Raw genomic sequence first — 21,722 nt, 5'->3', positions numbered from 1 at the left:
CCCATTCTAAACTGCACAATGGAACATTATGTGCTTTTCTTTTTAACAAGCCTATTAAACAATATAACATATTTATTCTTTTGAGAAAAACTTATTTCAAAATGACATTCCCTTCGCCGAGCAGCTGTTCCAGTTTTGCCAGGCATGCTTGATCAGGCCGGACCCAGTTTTTTTCCGGCAGCCGGATGGTCCTGTGTTCGCCCTCGTAATAAAGGATGACAGGGGAATGCCCCGGAAAAGCGCCAAGCACCCGTTTTACCTGCATGAGCATTGTATTTTTATTCGGAAGTGCGGGGATTTTCATGTATAAGGTTTGCGTATTTTCCCCATGGAATTTTCCGGCCTCATAAAGCTTTTGGGCAATGACTTGAATTTTTCCTTTTCTGGTTTCAACATTGCCTTCAACAACGACAATCACGTCTTTTTGGCATAACGGGCTGTATTTTTTAAATACATCCGGAAATACGACGCACTCGATATCACCCGTTTCATCATTCATGTGAAGAAAAGCCATGAGGCCGCCGGTTTTCGTACGGATCGTCCTGATATCAGCAATATACGCGCCGGCCAGGATTTTCCGCATGCCGACCCGGAGATCCCCGACAGGGAGGACATTTGCTTTTTCCCATTCCGGGCGGTACTGTTTAGCCGGATGCCCGGACAAATACAAACCCAAATACTGTTTTTCAAATGCAAGTTTATCCATCAAGGAAATCGGCTCTGTCTCCACATAGTTCGGTTCAATCCGGAACATTTCATCATCAAGGAACAAATCCTCCTGCTCTTCCTGCGGCTTCATGATTTCCGCGTGTTCAAGGGCGATGTCAATGCTGGCGAGCAGCACGGCCCTGTCTTTTCCAAATTCATCCAGGGCTCCCGATAACGTAAAAGCCTCTAAAATTTTCCTGTTCAATCCTCTTACACGCAGGACGAGGTCAAATAAACTTTTAAACGGGCGGTGTTTCCGTTCCCGAATCAGTTCTTTGATCGATGCATATCCGATCCCTTTAATCGCGGCTAAACTGTAACGGATGGCGCCTTTTTCAACCGAAAACGGATAACGGCTGTGCTGGATGGACGGCGGCAAAATCCGGATGCCCATCAGCTGCGCTTCCCGGATATACTGGGCGATTTTGTCCTCGTTTCCGATCACGCTTGAAAGCAAACTCGCCATAAAATAAAGCGGATAATGCGCTTTTAAGTAAGCGAGCTGGTAAGCGATCATGCTGTAGGCAACGGCATGGCTGCGGTTAAAACCGTAATTGGCGAAGCGGACGATAAAATCATAAATAGTATTCGCCGTTTTTTCCTCATATCCTTTTTTCCGGGCTCCATTTATAAAATGCAGCCTTTCTTCATCCAAAACATCTTTTTTCTTCTTGCTGACCGCCCGCCGCAGCAAATCTGCTTCTCCGAGCGTGAATCCAGCCATCCTGGAGGCAATCTGCATGATTTGTTCCTGGTAAACAATGACGCCGTACGTTTTTTCCAAAATCGGCTTCAGATCATCATGCGGGTATTCAACCGGCTTTAAACCGTGCTTCCGTTCAATATAAACCGTGATGTTTTCCATCGGACCCGGCCTGTAGAGGGCATTGACGGCGACGATATCTTCAAATTCGGTTGGCTTCAGTTTTTGCAATACTTTCCGCATGCCGTCCGACTCGAGCTGGAAAACGCCCGTAGTATTCCCGGAGCTTAAAAGCCGGAACGTTTCCGCATCATCAAGCTGCAGATCCTGCAGATGGATTTTTTTGCCTGTCCCTTTTTCAATGCCTGAAAGGATATGTTCCAGGATGGTCAAATTCCTTAAACCGAGAAAATCCATTTTCAACAGCCCAATTTCTTCGAGGTGATTCATCGGATACTGTGTTAAAAAAATGCCGTCATGTCCTTCTTGGACCGGGATCACGTTGGCAAGCGGCTCCCTGCTGATAATGACGCCTGCCGCGTGGGTCGAAACGTGGCGCGGGAGTCCCTCGATCAGCAGCGCCGTTTGGAAAAGCTTCCGGTTCCGTTCCGACTGCCCGATCCATTCCCGGAGCGGGGTGGACACTTCATACGCCTTTTGCAGCGTCATGCCGGGCTGGGACGGGATAAGGCGTGACAACTGTTCCAGCTCTTTTGCTTCCAAACCGAAAATCCGGGCAACATCGCGGGCTGCTGCTTTCGCGGCAAATGTGCCGAAGGTGATGATCTGTGCGACATGTTGCCTGCCGTATTTTCCCGCCACATAACGGATCATCTCATCACGCCGGTGATCCGGAAAATCGGAATCGATATCCGGCATCGAAACCCGTTCCGGATTTAAAAACCGCTCAAACAAAAGCCCGTAGCGGATCGGGTCGACATCGGTAATTTTGAGGACGTATGCGACCAAAGAGCCGGCTGCGGAACCCCGCCCCGGGCCTGTCAAAATATGGTGCTCCCTTGCGTATTTCATAAAATCCCAGACAATAAGGAAATAATCGCTGAACTGCATTTCTTTAATGATTTTTAATTCATATTCGAGGCGCCCAAAATATTCGCTTGACGGATCCGGCACACGCTCCAAAAGCCCTTTCCGGCACATGGCTTCCAAAAATTCATCTGCCGTCTTCCCGTTTTCAACGGGGAATTTCGGCAGCAGCCGCTGCCCCGTTTTGATTTCAACATGACATGCGTGCGCGATTTTTTCAGTATTTTCCAGCGCCTCCGGATAGCCCGAAAAAAGCCTCTCCATTTCGTCCCGCGGCTTAAAGTCGTATTCATGGCTTGAAAGCCGCGGCCGGTTCTCATCGGACAGCTTCATCCCCGCTTTGATTGCGAGCAGGCATTCATGTCCGAATGCATCTTCTTTTTTCAAATACTTGACGTTTGAAGTGACAACTTCCGGCACGTTCAGCTTTTTGGAAAGCTTGTGCATTTCGCGGAGCACCATTTGCTCTTGCTCTGTCCCGTGATTTTGCAGAGAAAGATAGAAATCCGGCCCAAAAAGTTCCCGGTATCGGAGGGCGATTTCTTCCGCCCGATCCGCATCGCCGCGCAGGAATGCCTGCTCAATCTCCCCTTCCAAACCGGGCGTGAGGGCAAATAAACCTTCACTGTAAGAACGGAGCCATTTCGTTAAAATGCCGGGCTCGGGCCTGGTTTGGATCACGCTTGATATTTTTAATAGATTTTGGTAGCCTATATTATTTTTCGCAAGCAAAACAAGCGGGTACGCTTTATCCTGCTCAAAGCTGCCCATCACATCTGCCGTTAAGCCGATAATGGGCTTTATGTCGTTTTCCCGGCACATCTTGTAAAAAGAAAAAACCCCGTACATCGTGTTCCGGTCTGTAATGGCCAGCGTATCATACTGAAGCTGTTTGGCATATGCAGCCCATTTCGGGATGGAGACAGTGCTTTCCAGCAGGCTGAATGCCGTTGAAACCTGCAAATGGACAAAACCCATTTTTCCACCGCCTTTTCAAATCATTTTTCCGCACCTATGTATGTTTTTTATTATACATGTTTTACGGCAGACAAAAAAGAAGGTATGTTCGCTTACATAAGTGCGCATGTTGTCCCATATATATGTTAGTAATGAAGAACAAATGGGGATGGTTCGGTTGAGCGAAGGATTTTTTCCCGCATTTTTTAACAGTTATTTTATCGCATTCGGGGTCATGCTCGGCGGGACGTTGATCGGGGGACTGGCTTCATTCATTACGGGCGAGCCGCTTTTGACGGAAATCTCGAAAATCGCAAGGGGCCTGCGGATTTGGGCGATCATTGCCGCAATCGGCGGGACGTTCGATACCGTCTACAGTTTTGAAAAAGGATTTTTGGAAAGCGAAACAATGGTGCTGTTCAAGCAGTTATTACTGATCCTGTCGGCCATGGGCGGCGCCAAAACGGCAGCCCTCATTATATCATGGATTACCCAGGAGAATGTGCTATGAGAATTCCGCCTTTGTACCGGAAACCGAGCTGGCAGCGTTTTATGGCCGGGTTTATTGTCGGCGGCTGCATCAGCTGGCTGATTTTTCTTTATATGTTCGGTGTAATGCAGGAAAGGCAGGCACAGATCATTGAGCGGCAGGAAAAAACGATCCGGGATCTGCAGCAGGAAAAAGCGATCTGGCAGGAAGATTATAAAAAGCTTAACCAAAAAAATGAAAAGCTCCTGACCATCCAAAGCATCGATGTGAAAATCAGCAACTATGAAAAATACGACATCCAAGATTCGCAAAGCATTTTTGAAGCGGAAGAAGATATTAAGCATGATTTGAGCCCGCTGATTGCCAAGAATTTAAAAACCGCCTATTTGAACAAAGAATTAATCATTCGGATGCTTGAAAATAAAACGATTAAGATCAACCACCGCCGCTATACGTTCAAAGTGCAGGACATCCTTTTTTACTCCACGATCCGGGTCCATCTTCATTTAGAGCTGGCGGATTAAAAGGAAAGGCAGAACAGCATTCCACCGTATCTGCCTTCTTTTCTAGCCTTCTTTGCACAGTTGGATCAAATCCTGCTTCACGGCTTCGACCACATCCCACGAATATACGGTTGCACCCGCCGCAAGCGGATGGCCGCCGCCGTTATACTTGCGGGCTAGCTCATTGATCACAGGGCCCTTGGAACGGAACCGGAGCCGGATTTGGTCGTCTTCTTCAATAAAGAAGCACCACGCCTTCAGTCCTTTTATGTCCCCAAGTGTGCTGACCAGCTGAGAAGCATCCCGCGGCGGCACCCCGAATTTTTGGATCAAATCTTTTTTCAGCACCACGACTGCCGCGCCATGTTCGAGGATCTCAAGATTTTGGTAGATATACCCCTGAAGCTTGATGACATCCGGCTCGACCTCATACATCTGGTTGAAAAGCGCCGTCCGGTCAAAATTATAACGGATCAGCTCCCCAGCGTAATCAAATGTTTTTTCGGTCGCGCTCGGGTATAAAAATCTTCCGGTATCGCCCACAATACCGGCAAAAATGAGCCTTGCCGCTGCATCCGTCATGCGTAGCCCCTTCTCTTTTCCGGACAAATAAAACTCGTAAATCATTTCGCTGACCGACGATGCTTCTTCATCCACCCACTGGAGGTCGCCATATGCATCATGGTTCGGGTGATGGTCGATTTTGATCAATTTTTCCCCGAGATTGTAACGTTGATCGCTGATCCGCTCCCGGTTTGCAGTATCGCAGACAATCACGAGCGCCCCCCGGTATGTTTCGTCAGGGATATTGTCCATCCTGTTTAAATAGGCAAGGCCTGGTTCATTGTCCCCGGCCAGATAAATCTTTTTATCTGGAAAAGATGCTTTCAATATTTCCGCAAGGCCCCCCTGGGATCCGTAAGCATCCGGATCCGGGCGCACATGGCGGTGAACAATGATCGTTTCATACTGCTGGATGGTGTATAAAATTTCTGATTTCATCTTCTTCCTCATTTCCTGACAGTTTTGTATGGAATTCTCTTTTTCAATTTTATAAAATAGAAGAAAAATACTGACAGTATTTTTTCGGAGGTGGATTCATGCCGCTGCTTGCTGCCCTGATTTTTGCGTCCCTTTGTTTCTACATTTATTTTAAAATAAAATATGTGCGCACCCCTTTGACAATTGAAAAAAAGTATGTTTCCGCAAAAGCCAATATGGCGCTCGGATCCTTTATCTTCCTGTTCGGCTTAAACGAGCTCTTTTTGTATCATACCGGCATCACATACGTCATTGCTTCTGTTTTTATGGCGCTCGGGCTCTTTAATGTTTCCGGCGGCTATAAAAGATTGCGCTTTTACGGGCCGTATATGGAAAAAGAAAAAAATGGGATCCGTTCCGCGCAATGAGCGGAGGCCGGATGAAGGCCGCCCTACGCTTTTCTTTAGCCCAGCTCATGGCGCTATCGGCTAGTGAATTTCCCGCTCCCTCGCCGTGTTTCCTTTATCTCAGTTCGGGGGCTCGGAAGTTCTTACTCCAATAAGCGAGCGCCCTACGCTTTCTTATTACCTTTCAATGAGCTGGCACATGAGCAGAGCTTTGCCGACAAGGCTGCCGCGGCTGAAGACTTCAACATCGATTTTGGCAAATTTCCGGCCGGAGTCCAAAATTTTCGGGACAACCTGGATGGTGCTTTCCAGTTGGACCGGTTTGATAAAATAGATGGTCAAACTTTCAATGATGATATCGCCTTTTTTTCGCGAGCGTAAAAACCGATTGGCCACTTCGTAGACGAGCGTGGTGAAAACGCCGTATGAAATCGTCCCCAACGGGTTCGTCATTTGCGGCGTCACTTCAAACTGGTAATTGTCCGGATCTTCCGTTTTGGAGGAAGAGGCATCCAGCTGCGTTGTCACAATATTGTCGATGGTTTCCCCGACCTGCGGCTGCCTTTGTGTCATTTGCAGTTCTTTTAACACATCCTGACGGCTGACGATCCCTTTCAGCCGGTTAAAATCATCCACAACCGGCAAAATTTCAATTCCTTCCCAAATCATCATATGTGCAACCGATGTAACGCTCGTTTTTTCGCCGACCGTAATCGGGTTTTTCGTCATGACTTTTTCAATGCTTAAGCTGTTGTCGGTTTCCATAATATCCTTCGCTGTGATGATGCCGACAACTTTTAAATTGCGGTCGACCACGGGAAACCGCGAATGCTCCGTTTCCCTCTTTTTCCGGTACCAGTCCTGGACGGTGTCTGTCGTATATAAATAAGCCGTTCTTTCAATGGGCGTTAAAATATCTTCGACTAAAATAATTTCCTTTTTAATCAGCTGATCATACACAGCCCGGTTGATCATCGTCGCAACCGTAAACGTATCATAACTTGTCGAAATAATCGGCAGGGCTTTTTCGTCTGCAATTTTCTTCACATATTCTTCCGTATCGAATCCGCCGGTAATCAGGACGGCGGCTCCCGTTCTTAAAGCCAGTTCATGCGCGTCCACACGGTTCCCGACAATTAATAAACTGCCTGCTTCCGTGTACTTTGACATCGCTTCAAGCTCCATTGCACCGATCACGAATTTTGTGAGGGTTTTATGCAGCCCGGATCTTCCGCCCAGCACTTGTCCGTCAATGATATTCACCACTTCCGAGAATGTGAGTTTTTCTATGTTTTCTTTTTTCTTCTGTTCAATCCGGATGGTGCCGACCCGTTCAATCGTGCTGACATACCCTTTGATTTCGGCATCTTTAATCGCGCGGTATGCGGTCCCTTCGCTCACATTTAAAGCTTTGGCAATCTGGCGGACCGATATTTTTTCCCCGATCGGAAGCTGATTGATGTACTGCAGGATCTGTTCATGCTTCGTTGCCAAACGCTTCACCCTCTTTCTTTTCGTATTTGTCCCGCTTTATCGTAAATCCTTATGTATCTTTTTAGGCAGATTATACGTATATATTTCTATTATAGATGGAAAAAGGGTTGAATCGCAATGCAGTACTTTTCCTTCACAACAAAAAAGCCGGGCATTGCCTTCAACGGTTAACCGCCGCAGCTTCAGCGCCCGCAAACCGCCGAAAAAATGCCCGGCTGCCAGTTAAAACTGTGCAGCTGCTTTTGTTGTCGCCTCTAAACCGTCCGCGATAATTTGGGCGGATTTCTCAGGAAATTGATTATGCCCTTCGATAATGATTTCTACCGGATTTTGGATTCCCCACCAATTCAGTATATTTTTAACATAATTCATTGCCATTTCAGCGCTGCTGGCCGGTGCAACAGAATAGATGCCGCCGCGCGCACTAAGAAGCGCGATCTTTTTATCCCCTACTAAACCAACCGGGCCTTCAGCTGTATACTTAAATGTTTTGCCTGCTTGCGCCAAATAAGAAATATAAGTAATCATCGGCGCCGGCACGGTGAAGTTCCACATTGGAAAAGCCATAACGACCTTATCGGCCGCTAAAAACTGATCCAAATAACGGCCGACAAGTTCCGCCATTTTCTTTTCTTCCGGAGTCTGTGCAAGTCCCTGGCCCTGTTTAAAAAGGCCCATAATTGCAGTATTTCCGTAATACGGGAGTTCTTCCTTAAATAAGTCTAGTTCCGTGATTTGATCATTTGGATTGGCTTCTTTATATGTCTTTAAAAATGTTTCATACATTTTTACTGTTACAGATTGGTCCGCGCTGCGGTCATTTGCTTTGATGAATAAAACATCCGCCATTTATATTTCCTCCTGATGTCCAAATATTTAAGCCGAACGGATGATAAGTATGATCGGCGAAAAACACAAAGACATTATATAAATGAAATAAATTTTCAGCAAGCAATATGCACCGCAACAAAAAAGCTCTCCCTGCACAGGATGATTGTGCAATGGAAAGCTTTTTGAAAATTATAACTCGATCGCATCCCCGGCTTTCATAATTTTACCGTTTTGGCCGTCGAGCAAATCAATGAATTTCTGCGGATCCTGCTGAATGAGCGGGAACGTGTTGTAATGGATCGGCACGACTGTTTTCGCCTGCAAAAATTTAGCCGCAACCGCCGCATCTTCTGGCCCCATCGTGAAATTGTCGCCAATCGGAAGAAAAGCAATGTCGATCGGGTGCCTTTCACCGATTAACTTCATATCGGAGAACAGGCCGGTATCCCCGGCATGGTAAATCGTTTTGCCTTCCGCCATCAAAAGCACCCCTGTCGGCATCCCGAGATATATCATTTCCTTCTTGTCGTCATCCTCAACCGCCGAGCCGTGGAAAGCCTGCGTCAGTTTCACCCTTCCAAAATCAAATTGGTACGATCCGCCGATATGGAGCGGATGCGTGTTCAACCCTTTCCATCCTAAATAACGGGCAATTTCATTATTGGCGATGACGAGCGCATTCTTTTTCTTGGCAAGTGCCTCGGTGTCGCCGATATGGTCGCCGTGCCCGTGGGTCAAAATGATGACATCCGGACTCTCTTCTTCCACTTTCAAATCGGTTTGGCTGTTGCCGGTAATAAACGGGTCAAACAAAATCGTTTTCCCGCCCGCTTCCACTTTTACAATAGAATGGCCGTGAAAAGAAACTTTCATGTGTCTCCACTCCTTTTAAAGTTTGTCCACTTCCATTATATTCTTTTTTGAAGCCGTAAATCCTGCCTGAAGCATCCGTGTATAGCATCCTATCCAGTTTTTTGCTATGCTGGTAATAGTCTTACGGAGGAGATGAACAAAATGAATCAGCGTTTAACACAACTGATGGAATGGCTGAATGTGGAAAATATCGATGCCGCCTTCATTACTTCAACCGATAATGTCTTTTACTTAAGCGGCTTCCGCAGCGATCCGCATGAACGGCTGCTCGGCGTTGCCGTTTTCCGGGAAAAAGAACCGTTTCTTGTCTGTCCTGCGATGGAAAAAAATGATGCCAAAAACGCCGGCTGGGAATATGACATTCTTGACATCCGGGATACAGATAACCCGTGGGATTTGTTTGCCAAAAAAGTGCACGGGCGGATCAAGGATGTACATACGTTTGCAATTGAAAAAGAGCATTTGAATGTGGAACGGTACGAAGCGCTCAAGCAGAGGTTCAGCGGTGCAACATTTGTTGCAGCAGAAGAAAAGCTGCGGACAATGCGCCTCATCAAAGATAAAAAAGAGCGGCAGATTTTGAGGGAAGCAGCCGCTTTTGCCGATTTGGCCGTAGAAACAGGTATCCATGAGATCAAAGAAGGAAAAACCGAACTTGAAATCGTGGCGGCCATTGAATATGCGATGAAGCAAAAAGGCATTTCCGAAATGAGCTTTGCCACCACCGTATTGGCGGGCGCTAAGGCAGCCTCCCCGCATGGCGTGCCCGGTTTGAACAAAATTGAAAAAGGAAACTTGATCCTTTTTGACCTCGGTGTTGTCCATAAAGGCTATTGCTCCGATATTACGCGGACCGTTGCTTTCGGGGAACTTAACGAAGAGCAAATCCGTATTTACGAAACGGTGTTAAAAGCAGAAGAAGCGGCAGTAAAAGCGGCAAAACCGGGCGTGAAAGCAAAAGAACTCGACCAGATTGCGCGCAGCATTATTCATGATGCCGGCTACGGCGAATATTTTACACACCGGCTCGGGCACGGGCTCGGCATCAGCATCCACGAATACCCGTCCGTAACCATTACAAATGAACTCGTGCTGCAGGAAGGCATGGTATTCACGATCGAACCGGGGATTTATGTACCGGGTGTTGCCGGCGTGCGTATTGAAGATGATGTTTGCATCACGGAAAACGGCGCCGAAGTACTGACAAAATATCCGAAAATGCTGCAATATGTATAAAGGGAAAAAGCACAAGCGGGCACCTCGCCGCTTGTGCTTTTTTCAATGGTTCAAGCTCCGCCAGCTGAATGCAGCAATTGGCATACATCAACGGAAGCCGGGCATGATACCTTATTTTAAGATGGATTTCACTTCCACATACGGCAAGTTGAGCGAGTAGGCCACCGCTTTATAAGTGACCTGCCCTTCCAGCGTATTGACGCCTTTTAACAGCGCTTCATTTTCCAAAACCGCAGCCTTATACCCTTTATTTGCAATTTCGACCGCATACGGAACAGTCACATTGGTGAGTGCGATGGTAGATGTACGGGCAACCGCGCCCGGGATGTTGGCCACCGCATAATGGACAACATCATGTTTGATATAAACAGGGTCGTCATGTGTTGTCGCATGATCGGTTGTTTCAAAGCTGCCGCCCTGGTCGACGGCAATATCCACAATAACCGAACCGGGCTGCATCGATTTGACCATCTCTTCCGTCACCAGTTTAGGCGTTTTCGCGCCCGGAATAAGGACAGAACCGATGACGAGGTCAGCTTCTTTTACCGCTTCCGCAATATTGTACGGATTGGACATCAGCGTCGTAATTTCACTGCCGAAAATATCGTCAAGCTGGCGCAGGCGGTCCGGATTTAATTCCACAACCGTTACACCCGCACCTAGGCCGACCGCCACTTTTGCCGCATTTGTCCCGGCAACCCCGCCGCCGATAATGGCAATCTTTCCCCTTCTCACACCAGGGACGCCGGAAAGCAAAATCCCTTTCCCGCCATTATTTTTTTCAAGGAATTGCGCACCAATCTGCGGTGCCATTCTGCCTGCGACTTCGCTCATCGGCGTCAGCAAAGGAAGCGAACCGTTTGGAAGCTGCACAGTCTCATAAGCAATGCCAATCACTTTGTTTTTCGTTAGTTCTTCCGTCAGCCCCGGCGCTGCGGCAAGATGCAGATATGTAAATAGGATCAGGCCTTCACGGAAATACCGGTACTCGCTTTCCACCGGTTCTTTCACCTTCATGACCATATCAAACGACCAGGCATCTTCTGCGGTCTCCACAATATGCGCGCCGGCTTTCACATATTCTTCGTCGCTGAATCCCGAAGCGAGGCCTGCATTTTTTTCGATAAACACTTCATGCCCCGCTTTTGTTAAAGTTACCACACCGGCAGGGGTCATCGCTACACGGCTTTCATTGTTTTTAATTTCTTTTGGCACACCAATCCGCATGAAAAAAATCCTCCTTTTATTCGTGTGTTATAAATAAAAACAGCAGTAACTTTCCCTCCTTTTGTTATTGTAAGAAAATATATCGAACTACTAGAAATTTTCTTAAACATCTATAGTGTAACAAAATTTCTCCGTTTTTCCCATATTTTTTTGCAATTTTTCTGTATCCCGCCGCCACGGCTCAGGCCGGGCGGTAAACATTCAATATTCATTATATTTCAAAACTGTTTTTGGAACTGCTCTGTTCTTTCTTTCTTCTGCTGGCCCGCTTTTGTACGCTTCCATGATTTTCCGTACAACACCCTCCACTTCATCCCGCTTTTGAACTGATCTGCCACGGTTCGCCATTTTTCCCCCTTTCGCTTTGTCAAAAAAATTTGTTTACAAGCTGTTATTGTTTGAAATTTTTCCACACACAAATCCAGCAATTTCTAGTAAAATAAAGATAGAGAGATTAGGCAGTAATATAAAGGAGATGAATGAAGATGACCATGGTGTACCGTAATATTTTAGTAGCAGTGGATGGTTCCAAAGAAGCCGACTGGGCATTTATGAAAGCGATTGAAATTGCCAAACGGAACAATGCGGAATTGTCTGTCGTCCATATTGTCGATAATCGGGCGCTGGCTACCCTGACACCGATTGATTCAACCCTTTATGAACAAAATGAAAAATTTGGGGACGAGCTGCTGAACAACTACAAAGACCGTGCCCAGGAAAAAGGCGTGAAAGTACAGACCATCATCCAGCTGGGTTCTCCAAAAATTGCCATTACGAAAAATGTCGCACCGAGGATTCACGCAGATTTGATCGTGTGCGGCGCAACTGGTTTGAACGCGGTAGAAAGGCTTTTAATCGGAAGCGTTTCCGAACATATCGTCCGCACTTCCCCTTGCGATGTGCTTGTTGTCAGGACTTCCAAAGAAGCAGAAGAAAATTAAAGTCAAAAACCAGCCTCTATGCGGGGCTGGTTTTTTCATGTTTATCTTTTAAAAACCGGTACTGGTAATATTTCCTGGCACACTCGCCAACTTTTTTGGAAAAATAATAGTTTGATACCGCACCGATAGTGGCACCGGCCCAGTTTATTTTGCCCCGCTTTTTTGGGCGCAAGAGCGTAAACAATGCGAGTTTGCCGGCATGCCCGATTGTCCCCGGCCATAAATAACGGTGGAAAATTTTTCCGCTTTCCGTAAAGAAATCCTGCTCCCGTCCATCCAATTCGTCCATCAGTTCTTTCCAGACGGCGTATCTCACCATTTCCGGGGCAGCTGCCATGAAAATAATTTTAAGCGCCGCAAGCAGCTCAAAAGGCGTTTTTGCCTCATAACCGTAAGTTGCAGCAGTGAGCTGGACTGCCCGCAAGTTCGCCACAAGCAAAAAAAGTACATCCCCTGCTGCTAACAACGGTTTTCCCGTGCCGCTTAAGCCTCCCTGCACAAAGGATAACAGGTGGTATCTTGATTGCTGGCGCTCCGCAATATAGTCGAGCTGGTCAATCGACAGTTTTTGCATATCCGCCACGCATGAGACAGAATTGTCAAACAAGCGTGCCGCGGACAACATCTTTTCGATTTCCTGCCCGTACGGCAAGTTCCCGTCGGCAAACGAGGATATTTGAAACAAAACAGCATCCAACATTCCGTGCACTTTTTCCAGCATTTCATCCGGCAGTTTTTCGTAAGCCGTATCGAATTTCTCTTTCCGTTTCCGGCCACGTTCCTCCGCAGCAGCCAAGTTTTCTGCCCACGCTTCAATTTCCCGGTATACCGTTTTTTCCCTTTCCGACCATTCTGACGCCATATGATGCACCCGCTTCCAATTTCCATATAATCCAATTATACCACAACGCAGAAAAAACGGAATTTGCGGCAGGCCGATCACAAAATGAAAAACATGAGTAGAGCAAAAAGAAATACAAGCAAAAAAGCAGCTCACCCGGCAAGATAAGCTGCACCATTGGTTTGTTAACCCCCGACCGATCGTAGCATGCTTCGGATCATGAAGACAGGCGGACAACATCGCGCGCAATCATCAATTCTTCATTCGTCGGGATGACAAGCACTTTTACAGGTGAGTGCGGATAATTGATAAAGGCCTCCGTTCCGCGGATCTGATTCAGGGTCGGATCCCAATAAATGCCCATAAATTCCAGCCCGGTCAAGATTCTCGCGCGGATCGAATCACTGTTTTCCCCAATGCCGGCCGTGAAAATAATCGCGTCAACACCGGCCATTTTTGCGGCATAAGAACCAATATATTTATGGATCCGGTTCGCAAAAATATCGAGCGCCAATTCCGCCCTTTGGTTCCTTTCAAGTTCCGCCGCCACCTGGATATCGCGCAAATCGCTTGAAACGCCAGAAATCCCGAGCAGCCCGGATTCTTTATTTAAGACTTCCAGCACTTCTTCAGCATTTTTTCCTGTCTTTTCCATAATAAAGGGGATCAGTGCAGGGTCGATATTTCCGGAACGCGTCCCCATCGTCACACCAGCCAAAGGGGTAAAGCCCATTGATGTGTCGATCGATTTTCCGCCCTGAATGGCTGCGATGCTCGCCCCGTTGCCTAAATGGCAGGAGATCAAGCGCAGCTGTTCAATCGGTCTTCCGAGCAGCTCGGACGCACGCATTGAAACATATTTATGGGAAGTGCCGTGGAAGCCGTATTTGCGGATACGGTATTTTTCGTAATATTCATATGGCAGGCTGTATAAAAAGGAACTTTCTGGCATGGTTTGGTGGAAAGCGGTATCAAAGACAGCAACTTGAACGACATCCGGCAGCACTGCGCGGAACGCCCGAATCCCCGTCGCATTGGCCCGGTTATGGAGCGGGGCCAGTTCGGCCAAATCTTCTATCTGTTGGAGCACATGCTCATCAATAACTGCAGAGTCGCTGAATATTTCGCCGCCGTGGACAACGCGGTGGCCGACCCCTTCTATTTCATCCAAGGAATGAATGATCCCGGTTTCCGTTAGTTTTTTCAACAAAAACTGCACCGCAACTTCGTGGTTCGGAATATCCGTAATTTCTTTTAGCCTCTCTCCCTCCACCGTAATCGAAAAGAGGGCATCTTTTAATCCGATTCTTTCAATCAAACCTTTTGTTATAACGCTTTCATTTGGCATATCAAATAATTGGAATTTTAAAGAGGAACTCCCCGCATTAATTGCCATAATTTTTGCCATAGCTTGTCATCCCTTCAATCAAACATCAGATGAAATCACTATTAATTTACTAAAATACCTTTTCAATTTCCCATTTTGCCATTCAATTTGACTTTTTTCAACCTAATTTTAAAATGAAAGCGTTCCCATTATAATGTTCCACTTTTCAGATTGTTTTTACTGAAATTTTATACTATTGAAAATTTTACTATTTTCATGTTGCAAATCTACATAACAAATCATATCACACCATAAAAACAGAAAAATTGGAGCCCAAGGAAGCCAGATTTTGCCTTCCATCCCCAATTTTCTGTCAGTAATGTTACTTTTCGTTGATTTGGATATTTTCTTTGCACCAGGCGTCGATTTTTGCCATTACCTGCCGGAGGGCCTGCTGGTTGGAAAAAGACGGCAACGAGGCGAGCAGCACCTGCTCTGGCGCTTTTACACCATCGGCTTTTTTCCGGATGACAAAGATGCTTTTGGCAGCCTGTTCATGCTTAAAAGCGGACAGCGGCAACTGCAATACCGCCTGAATATCTGCTTCTTCCTTTAAAAATTGATGGAGTTTCGGCGCTTCTTTTGATTCAAACAAATGGTTCGGAATCAGGAAAAATAAATATCCGCCCGGGCGTGCCGTCCTCAGGCTCTGCTCGATAAACAGATGATGTGCGTAAGAATGCCCTTCATCGGCCTCCAGCTTATACTGCGCCGCGCCGGCATCATTCGGATAGTACCCGACCGGCAAATCACACACAACAACATCGACCGGATCGATGAACAAATGGGAAAGCGCATCTTGCGTAAACAGTTCGATTTCGTGATGCAGCAAGTTCGCCCCTGTATAGGCCAGCCTGATCAGGACATCGTCAATATCCACGCCGTAGGCGGTAATTTTTTTCTGCTCCAGCTGGTTTAAAATCGTTGTCAGCAGGTTGCCGGTGCCGACAGCAGGATCCAGGATGGAAAAAGCATCCCTGCCCTCTGTAAACTTGGCGATGAAGTAGCTCATGAGCAGGCCGATTGTATCTGGCGTCATTTGGTGGTTAGTCTGTACATTTTCTTTCATGCCTTTTAAAATGGCGAGCTGGTAGGATTTCCGGATTTGTTCGCGCGAAAAAGCATCGAGATTGATATTCCTGTATATTTTATTGAGGCGTTTTTCATCAAGTTCACTGAGGCCGTTTTGGGTGATGCGACCGCGGAATAAGTTTTCGCCGGTCATAGCAATAGCTTCCAAGTATGTAACGGAAAGGCTATTCTGCAAAATGAGCGCAGATTCGTTGAATGCTGTGAATAATGTTTCTACTGGAGATTTTGTCATTCATTCTCTTCCTTTTTATTTGATTTATCCAAGTAAAATCCCCGATTTTTCATCGGGGACATTCAATGTTTGCCAGACACTCACATTATAATGGATAAGGCGGTTTTTATGTATTTTCTCTGTATATTACTTGTTGATGATCGCGAAATTCACGGGACTCCTGCGGGAAAAGCGAGCAAGAAGAGACCCAGTGTGCTTGAGGGACGAGCGAGGAGGCTCGCGACACGTGCGGAAAGCGAGTGAATTTTGCGATCATCAACATTCTCAGATAATACCTTACATAAAAAAAGGGGCGCCTCTGGTCAATTTACCGACTTTGGGACAGCCCCTTTAAAAAAGGGGGCCGATGGGCGAGCGCCTCCGCTTTTCTATTTACTTTGCTTCTTTGGCTGCCTGCAATGCTTTTTCGTAATCCGGGTGGTTGGTTCCTTCGCTTACATATTCCACATATGTAACCGTATCATTGGAATCAACGACGAAAACGGCGCGGGCAAGCAGGCGGAGTTCTTTCATCACGACGCCGTAAGCTTTCCCAAATGATAAGTCGCGGTGGTCTGACAATATTTTTACATGTTCTAAGCCGGAAGCCGCACACCATCTTTTTTGCGCGAAAGGCAGGTCACAGGAAAACGTGTAAACTTTTACATCTTTTCCAAGTTTCCCCGCTTCCTCGTTAAAACGGCGCGTTTGCGCATCGCATACGCCGGTATCTATTGACGGGACAACGCTGAAGATGCGTACGCCGCCCTTTGTATCCTCCAGAGTAACCTCCGAAAGGTCATTCTCCAAAACGGTAAAATTTGGTGCTTTATCGCCGACTTTGACTCCATTTCCTTCCAACGTTACCGGATTTCCTTTAAATGTAACTGAAGCCATGAAAAACCCTCCTTTGTTTTTCTTTTACCGAAGCGGCCGGTGCCGATCCCGTTTTATGAAATAAAGTGTTCAATATTTATCATACTGGAGGAAAGAAAAAATATCCAATTAAAAACCCGCCAAAACAGCGGGTTTTTAAAAATCAAGATTCTGTTTTTGCTGATTGGCCGGCGGCTGCTGCCGGGAGTTTTGGCCGCTTGATTTTTGCCCGTTTTGCTTCAGCATCCCCTGGACTTTTTCGACGACACCCGGTGCAACATCCATAATTTTCTCGATCAGATGCGTGTTTTGATCCAAATGCAGCATCTTAACGCCTTGTGCGTTCACAACGAGAAATGCGATCGGGGTAATCGATACGCCGCCGCCGCTGCCCCCGCCGAAAGGAAGTTCCGGCGAGTGTGAATCGCCGCTTCCGCCCGATCTCGCTTTCGTGTTAAATTGGCTGCCGCCGGCTGCAAAACCAAAGCCGACTCTCGAAACGGTCAAAATCACGCTCCCATCCGGAGTTTCCACCGGATCCCCAATGATCGTGTTAACATCAATCATTTCCTTTAAATTTTCCATTGCTGCCGTCATAAGGCCTTCGATCGGATGTGAACCCATTGTTGTTTCCTCCTGTCTTCTTTTTAGCGGGGATTTCAAGCTTGCTTGTCTTTTTCTGGATTTGAAATCGGCTTGGCACCGATTTCCGCTCTTCCTCCCCGCCAATATTTGAGAACTTTATATCCGGCTAATATAGCTTTCCCGATTTGGATTTTAAACATACACTTCAAATGCGTCTCGGAATCCGGATTTTGGAAAGAGGGGGTAACGGAAATCACGGGGTCTGTTTTCACAAGCAGGTGGTTCGTCAACAAGCTTAAAATCCCCCCTTTTGCCGCCCAGATGCTTCCGGCTGCAATGCCCGTCCATGCAGCATCGTGAAGGCCGATCACCGTATACCATTCAAACCGGCTTAACCGGATGCTCTGTATAAATTTTCCGGCTATCGTCTTTAAGCCGATGACACGCTCTGTGATTGCTTTAATTTCTTCAACGCGCTGTTCAATGATATCGGGGGTGATTTTCCCGCCGCTCTTTTTTTCCTTTGTCTCTTTTTCGTACACCACACCGGGCTTTTCGCGGTCCACTTTCACCACCGGAATTTTTATCGTATGCCGGATGATATACCATAAACGGAACTGGATGAAAAAATGGTCGTCATCCCGGTTATGCCCGTAATCGACAATAACGACAACGGATGAAAGACAAAGAACCAATACCAATAAAAAAATGACCGGCAAAAAGGATAAAAACCATATCATTTCAATCATCAGCCTTTCAGCCAACCATTATCGCCAACGCGCAAAAAAAATAAACCTGCTTCAAGAAGCAGGTTCAGCGTACGTGTACAGCGGTTCTTGCTGCCGTTCGTGGATGACGGCGGTATCCGCAAAAATATCATGCAGCCCTTGTTTTTTCGGCGTAAAGGCCACGATGAGGTATAAAACCGCAACAACCCCGCATATATAGCGGCCGATCCATTCCCGGAACAAAACGGTGCCCCAGGAAAGCTTCCCGGATGGAGGCAACGTCACGACTTTCAGCCCGAATACCATTTTTCCCAAAGTCTGGCCGAAACATTTCGTCATCAACACGAAATACCCGTAAAACACGATTGCGGATGTGACCGATATCGGCGAAAAAATGCCGGAATCACCTAGATCCAGTTTTAACATACGGAAAACGGGATGGATGATCAGCCATTTCATACTTTGGATAACGATGAGATCAAGAGAATAAGCCCACATCCGCATCCAAAACCCGGCGTAACGGCATCCCTGCACGGGAGTTGAAATTTCCGGATTTGGCAATAAGGAACCATTTATATTTTGATCATTCGGATTCACAATGCTTCCCCCTATTCAGCCCTAGAATATAAGTACATCAACCGCGGTGCGTCCGACTGGGACAACAGATGCAAAAGACCTGTTGCCTCGGCCTCTTTTCCGAGGATTTTTTGCGCGGAAGCTGAAAGCAAGGAATCCAGCCCGGCGCTCGTTTCGTATTCGACCACCTGTGCATTGCTGATATGAAGAGTTTTTTTCATGGCAGAAATCGTGTCATCCAAGTATCCGTATTGGTCGATTAAATGCAGCTTCATCGCCTGCCTTCCGTCATAGACGCGCCCGTCCGCAATTTTGCGTACCTCACTCTTCGGAATGCCGCGGCCTTTTGAAATCACATCCACAAAGCCTTCATAAGAATTATTGACCATCTTCTGGAGCATTTCTTTTTCGTTTTTTGTCATATCCCGGTAAGGGCTCATGATGTCTTTATACTGCCCGCTCTTAATGACCGGGAAATCAATGCCGAGCTTTTTGGCAAGATTCCCGTAGTTCACGCTCTCCATAATCACCCCGAGGGACCCGGTCAGTGTTTCCGGGCTGGCAAAAATTTTATCGGCGGGTGTCGAAATATAATAAGCCCCTGATGCGCAAGTCGGGCCCATTGAAACGTAAATCGGCTTTTTCGTTTCATTTTTAATTTGCATTAAGCGGTGGTGGATTTCTGCCGATTCGGCAACCCCTCCGCCGGGCGAGTTAATATGTAAAATAATGCCTTTGATCTGGCTGTCATTTTTCGCCTTGTCTAGTTCTTCAAGAAAGCCTTGGTGGTTGTATTCTCCGTTGTCAAGCAGGGATGGCGAAGCGCCGGTATCCTGGATCGTGCCGTTCACATCTAACACGGCAATTTTCTTTGCCCCATCGCCATCCTGCAGCACGTTTTCCGAAACGTCACTGGATGTAAAGGCATCTTTAAAAAGATTTGAAAAATCGGTTGTGACCGCCATGCTTGCAAAGTTCACGATAACTGAAACAACAAACAGCCCGCCTGCAACCGCAAGTGCTCCCCATCTTTTTTTATTCATGTTACGGCTTCATCCTTCCACATTTGTTTTAACGGCCCTGTATAGGTTTAATTTTATTTTACTTGAAGGGCGGGTACTTTTAAACAAAAATTCGGGCATTTTTCCCGATTTTCGAAAAAATGCCCGGAGGTTTTCGTTTACATCCTATCCAGTTCCTGCCGCCTGAGTTCGACGCGGCGGATCTTCCCTGATGCCGTTTTCGGCAGTTCTTTAATAAACTCAATGGCGCGCGGATATTTGTAAGGCGCGGTGAGCTGCTTCACATGGTTTTGCAATTCTTTTACAAGACCCGGCATGTCCTCGCTGATCCCTTCTTTCAGCACCACAAAAGCTTTTACGATATTTCCGCGGATTTCATGCGGGCTTGCAACAACCGCACACTCTTTGACATAAGGATGTTTTACGAGCGCATCTTCGACTTCAAACGGCCCGATTGTATAACCGGAAGAGATGATGATGTCATCCCGCCTGCCTTCGAACCAATAATAGCCGTCTTCGTCCTTTCTCGCCCTGTCGCCCGTAATATAGTAGTCGCCGCGGTACTGCTGGGCCGTGCGTTCCGGTTCTTTGTAATAATATTTAAAAAGCGCAGGGGTATCTTTATGTACGGCAATATCCCCGACTTCCCCCGGCTTGCACGGCTCGCCGTCCTCGTTAATGATCTCTACCTGGTTTCCCGGAAAAGGTTTTCCCATCGAGCCCGGGCGCAAATCCATATCAATGGAAATTCCGATGAGCAGCGTATTCTCTGTCTGCCCGTAGCCATCCCGGATTTTTATCCCAAAATGTTTTTTAAATACTTCGATCACTTCACGGTTTAACGGTTCCCCTGCGGATACGGCGCTCCGCAAATGTTCCAGATGGTAATGCGACAAATCATCCACTTTTGCCATCAAGCGGTATTCCGTCGGTGTGCAGCAAAGCACATTAATTTTGTATTCATCGAGGAGCGACAAATATTTTTCGGGGTCAAAACGGCCGTTATATACAAAGCCTGCCGCCCCTGAACCGAGCACGGAAAGGAACGGGCTCCAGACCCATTTCTGCCATCCCGGTGCGGCTGTTGCCCAAACTCTGTCATCTTCCCTGATTCCGAGCCAATTCGGTGCGGCTGTACGCAAATGCGAATAACCCCAGCCGTGGGAATGGACGACACCCTTTGGATTGCCGGTCGTTCCGGATGTATAGGACAAAAATGCCATATCATCTTTGGACGTTTTAGCCGTTTCCAGTTGATCGGACGCGGTTTCTTTCGCTTCATCCAAAAATGTCCATCCCGGTTCAGGCTTTCCAATCACAAATTTTTTCAATGCTTCAATCCCGCGGACGTTTTTGAACTGCCCGGCGCAGGAATAATGGGATACAACGCCTTTCACATCGCCCGCCTGAACGCGGTAATCAAGATCCTTTGTCCTGAGCATTTCCGAACTTGGCAAAATAACAATCCCGCATTTTAACGCGGCGAGATACACTTCGTACGCCTCCACAATTCTCGGCACCATGACGAGAATGATATCGCCTTTCTTCAACCCGCTTTTCAGAAAAACGTTCCCGGTTCTATTTGCGTTTTTCATTAATTCCTGGTAAGTGACTTCTCTATGCTTTCCTTCTTTATCTTCCCAAATGAGCGCAACCTTGCGGGGGCCTTGGGCGTATTTTTCAACTTCTTCCGCTATATTGTAAATTTGTGGCGCAATCAGGTCTTCACGACGCAATCAAATCGCCTCCCAAGAGTTTTAGTACCTCATTATTATACCTGATATTAAAAAAATAAGATACACTTGCCCTTTATTTTGTTCATATTCTGGCTTGCGCTAGAATCGAGTAGGAGGAGGTGACTAGCCCCCGTCCTCTCACACCACCGTACGTACGGTTCCGTATACGGCGGTTCAACCAAATAAATGACGCTTGTCACAATACTTTTCATATAGGAGTTACCAAGGGTTTTGTGTAATATTGGACTTTTAGAAATTCGCCAATATGCT

At 46.8% G+C, this 21,722-nt stretch carries 20 protein-coding genes; 5 read left to right on the top strand and 15 right to left on the bottom strand.

The annotated features are described in order from the left end of the window. Positions 1–91: 91 nt before the first annotated feature. The gene (gene dnaE, locus BpJC4_RS07385; protein WP_151697723.1) at positions 92–3,436 is read right to left on the bottom strand and encodes a DNA polymerase III subunit alpha; all 3,345 of its coding nucleotides are present in this window, start codon (positions 3,434–3,436) and stop codon (positions 92–94) included. A gap of 157 nt (positions 3,437–3,593) precedes the next feature. Between dnaE and ytrH the strand changes: the two genes are divergently transcribed. Beyond that, positions 3,594–3,926 (top strand): sporulation membrane protein YtrH, encoded by a 333-nt coding sequence (gene ytrH / locus BpJC4_RS07380; protein WP_151680326.1) that lies wholly within the window; start codon positions 3,594–3,596, stop codon positions 3,924–3,926. Beyond that, positions 3,923–4,429 (top strand): sporulation membrane protein YtrI, encoded by a 507-nt coding sequence (gene ytrI, locus BpJC4_RS07375; RefSeq protein WP_151680327.1) that lies wholly within the window; start codon positions 3,923–3,925, stop codon positions 4,427–4,429. The genes ytrH and ytrI overlap by 4 nt, the downstream gene beginning before the upstream one ends. Positions 4,430–4,471: 42 nt before the next feature. Here the strand turns inward: ytrI and BpJC4_RS07370 are convergent, their stop codons facing one another. After that, entirely contained in the window at positions 4,472–5,410 is a 939-nt protein-coding gene (locus BpJC4_RS07370) for a DHH family phosphoesterase (protein ID WP_151680328.1), read from the bottom strand. Positions 5,411–5,508: 98 nt separating this feature from the next. Between BpJC4_RS07370 and BpJC4_RS07365 the strand changes: the two genes are divergently transcribed. Further along, entirely contained in the window at positions 5,509–5,817 is a 309-nt protein-coding gene (locus tag BpJC4_RS07365) for a YtpI family protein (RefSeq protein WP_151680329.1), read from the top strand. Between the two features lie 156 nt (positions 5,818–5,973). Here the strand turns inward: BpJC4_RS07365 and BpJC4_RS07360 are convergent, their stop codons facing one another. The 3 genes from BpJC4_RS07360 to BpJC4_RS07350 form a co-directional block, all read right to left on the bottom strand. Next, positions 5,974–7,290 carry a CBS domain-containing protein gene (locus BpJC4_RS07360; protein ID WP_151680330.1) on the bottom strand — a complete coding sequence of 439 codons (1,317 nt, stop codon included), beginning with the start codon at positions 7,288–7,290 and terminating at the stop codon, positions 5,974–5,976. A gap of 222 nt (positions 7,291–7,512) precedes the next feature. Continuing rightward, entirely contained in the window at positions 7,513–8,139 is a 627-nt protein-coding gene (locus BpJC4_RS07355; RefSeq protein WP_151680331.1) for an FMN-dependent NADH-azoreductase, read from the bottom strand. A 171-nt stretch (positions 8,140–8,310) separates the two neighbouring features. Next, a complete protein-coding gene (locus BpJC4_RS07350; protein ID WP_151680332.1) occupies positions 8,311–8,994 on the bottom strand; it encodes a metal-dependent hydrolase in 684 nt (227 codons plus the stop codon). 141 nt (positions 8,995–9,135) lie between these two features. Here BpJC4_RS07350 and BpJC4_RS07345 point away from each other — a divergent pair, with 141 nt between their 5' ends. Further along, positions 9,136–10,230, top strand: coding sequence for a M24 family metallopeptidase (locus tag BpJC4_RS07345; RefSeq protein WP_151697722.1), 1,095 nt, complete (start codon positions 9,136–9,138; stop codon positions 10,228–10,230). Between the two features lie 111 nt (positions 10,231–10,341). On the opposite strand, the gene ald is transcribed toward BpJC4_RS07345, so the two are convergent. After that, positions 10,342–11,457 carry an alanine dehydrogenase gene (gene ald / locus BpJC4_RS07340; RefSeq protein WP_151680334.1) on the bottom strand — a complete coding sequence of 372 codons (1,116 nt, stop codon included), beginning with the start codon at positions 11,455–11,457 and terminating at the stop codon, positions 10,342–10,344. Between the two features lie 485 nt (positions 11,458–11,942). Here ald and BpJC4_RS07335 point away from each other — a divergent pair, with 485 nt between their 5' ends. After that, positions 11,943–12,398, top strand: coding sequence for a universal stress protein (locus BpJC4_RS07335; RefSeq protein WP_151681920.1), 456 nt, complete (start codon positions 11,943–11,945; stop codon positions 12,396–12,398). Positions 12,399–12,414: 16 nt separating this feature from the next. Here BpJC4_RS07335 and BpJC4_RS07330 read toward each other — a convergent pair whose 3' ends face one another. From BpJC4_RS07330 to mbcS, 9 genes are all read right to left on the bottom strand, one after another. Next, a complete protein-coding gene (locus tag BpJC4_RS07330; protein ID WP_151697721.1) occupies positions 12,415–13,260 on the bottom strand; it encodes an EcsC family protein in 846 nt (281 codons plus the stop codon). A 196-nt stretch (positions 13,261–13,456) separates the two neighbouring features. Beyond that, positions 13,457–14,647 (bottom strand): acetate kinase, encoded by a 1,191-nt coding sequence (locus BpJC4_RS07325; protein ID WP_151681922.1) that lies wholly within the window; start codon positions 14,645–14,647, stop codon positions 13,457–13,459. Positions 14,648–14,948: 301 nt separating this feature from the next. Next, positions 14,949–15,950, bottom strand: a complete 1,002-nt coding sequence (locus BpJC4_RS07320) for a class I SAM-dependent methyltransferase (protein ID WP_151681923.1) — start codon at positions 15,948–15,950, stop codon at positions 14,949–14,951. A 372-nt stretch (positions 15,951–16,322) separates the two neighbouring features. Continuing rightward, positions 16,323–16,826, bottom strand: a complete 504-nt coding sequence (gene tpx, locus BpJC4_RS07315; RefSeq protein WP_151697720.1) for a thiol peroxidase — start codon at positions 16,824–16,826, stop codon at positions 16,323–16,325. A 135-nt stretch (positions 16,827–16,961) separates the two neighbouring features. After that, on the bottom strand, positions 16,962–17,429 hold the full coding sequence (gene ytfJ / locus BpJC4_RS07310) for a GerW family sporulation protein (protein ID WP_151697719.1): 468 nt from the start codon (positions 17,427–17,429) through the stop codon (positions 16,962–16,964). A 35-nt stretch (positions 17,430–17,464) separates the two neighbouring features. After that, entirely contained in the window at positions 17,465–18,154 is a 690-nt protein-coding gene (locus BpJC4_RS07305; protein WP_253694019.1) for a DUF2953 domain-containing protein, read from the bottom strand. Between the two features lie 36 nt (positions 18,155–18,190). Then, on the bottom strand, positions 18,191–18,715 hold the full coding sequence (locus BpJC4_RS07300) for an RDD family protein (RefSeq protein ID WP_151681926.1): 525 nt from the start codon (positions 18,713–18,715) through the stop codon (positions 18,191–18,193). An 11-nt stretch (positions 18,716–18,726) separates the two neighbouring features. Continuing rightward, positions 18,727–19,737: a signal peptide peptidase SppA gene (gene sppA / locus BpJC4_RS07295; RefSeq protein ID WP_151681927.1), complete on the bottom strand. Its 1,011-nt coding sequence runs from the start codon at positions 19,735–19,737 to the stop codon at positions 18,727–18,729. Between the two features lie 137 nt (positions 19,738–19,874). After that, positions 19,875–21,452, bottom strand: coding sequence for an acyl-CoA synthetase MbcS (mbcS, locus tag BpJC4_RS07290; protein ID WP_151681928.1), 1,578 nt, complete (start codon positions 21,450–21,452; stop codon positions 19,875–19,877). Positions 21,453–21,722: the final 270 nt, after the last annotated feature.

Source organism: Weizmannia acidilactici (genome assembly GCF_008974185.1).
Classification (GTDB): Bacteria; Bacillota; Bacilli; order Bacillales; family Bacillaceae_C; genus Weizmannia; species Weizmannia acidilactici.
This window is presented reverse-complemented; position numbering and strand designations above follow the sequence as displayed.

What these genes read in the sequence shown, in the direction of transcription:
- dnaE (WP_151697723.1), bottom strand. Translation starts at nt 3,436, where the DNA reads ATGGGTTTTGTCCATTTGCAGGTTTCAACGGCATTCAGCCTGCTGGAA.
- ytrI (WP_151680327.1), top strand. Translation starts at nt 3,923, where the DNA reads ATGAGAATTCCGCCTTTGTACCGGAAACCGAGCTGGCAGCGTTTTATG.
- BpJC4_RS07370 (WP_151680328.1), bottom strand. Translation starts at nt 5,410, where the DNA reads ATGAAATCAGAAATTTTATACACCATCCAGCAGTATGAAACGATCATT.
- BpJC4_RS07365 (WP_151680329.1), top strand. Translation starts at nt 5,509, where the DNA reads ATGCCGCTGCTTGCTGCCCTGATTTTTGCGTCCCTTTGTTTCTACATT.
- BpJC4_RS07355 (WP_151680331.1), bottom strand. Translation starts at nt 8,139, where the DNA reads ATGGCGGATGTTTTATTCATCAAAGCAAATGACCGCAGCGCGGACCAA.
- BpJC4_RS07350 (WP_151680332.1), bottom strand. Translation starts at nt 8,994, where the DNA reads ATGAAAGTTTCTTTTCACGGCCATTCTATTGTAAAAGTGGAAGCGGGC.
- BpJC4_RS07345 (WP_151697722.1), top strand. Translation starts at nt 9,136, where the DNA reads ATGAATCAGCGTTTAACACAACTGATGGAATGGCTGAATGTGGAAAAT.
- ald (WP_151680334.1), bottom strand. Translation starts at nt 11,457, where the DNA reads ATGCGGATTGGTGTGCCAAAAGAAATTAAAAACAATGAAAGCCGTGTA.
- BpJC4_RS07335 (WP_151681920.1), top strand. Translation starts at nt 11,943, where the DNA reads ATGACCATGGTGTACCGTAATATTTTAGTAGCAGTGGATGGTTCCAAA.
- BpJC4_RS07330 (WP_151697721.1), bottom strand. Translation starts at nt 13,260, where the DNA reads ATGGCGTCAGAATGGTCGGAAAGGGAAAAAACGGTATACCGGGAAATT.
- BpJC4_RS07325 (WP_151681922.1), bottom strand. Translation starts at nt 14,647, where the DNA reads ATGGCAAAAATTATGGCAATTAATGCGGGGAGTTCCTCTTTAAAATTC.
- BpJC4_RS07320 (WP_151681923.1), bottom strand. Translation starts at nt 15,950, where the DNA reads ATGACAAAATCTCCAGTAGAAACATTATTCACAGCATTCAACGAATCT.
- tpx (WP_151697720.1), bottom strand. Translation starts at nt 16,826, where the DNA reads ATGGCTTCAGTTACATTTAAAGGAAATCCGGTAACGTTGGAAGGAAAT.
- ytfJ (WP_151697719.1), bottom strand. Translation starts at nt 17,429, where the DNA reads ATGGGTTCACATCCGATCGAAGGCCTTATGACGGCAGCAATGGAAAAT.
- sppA (WP_151681927.1), bottom strand. Translation starts at nt 19,737, where the DNA reads ATGAATAAAAAAAGATGGGGAGCACTTGCGGTTGCAGGCGGGCTGTTT.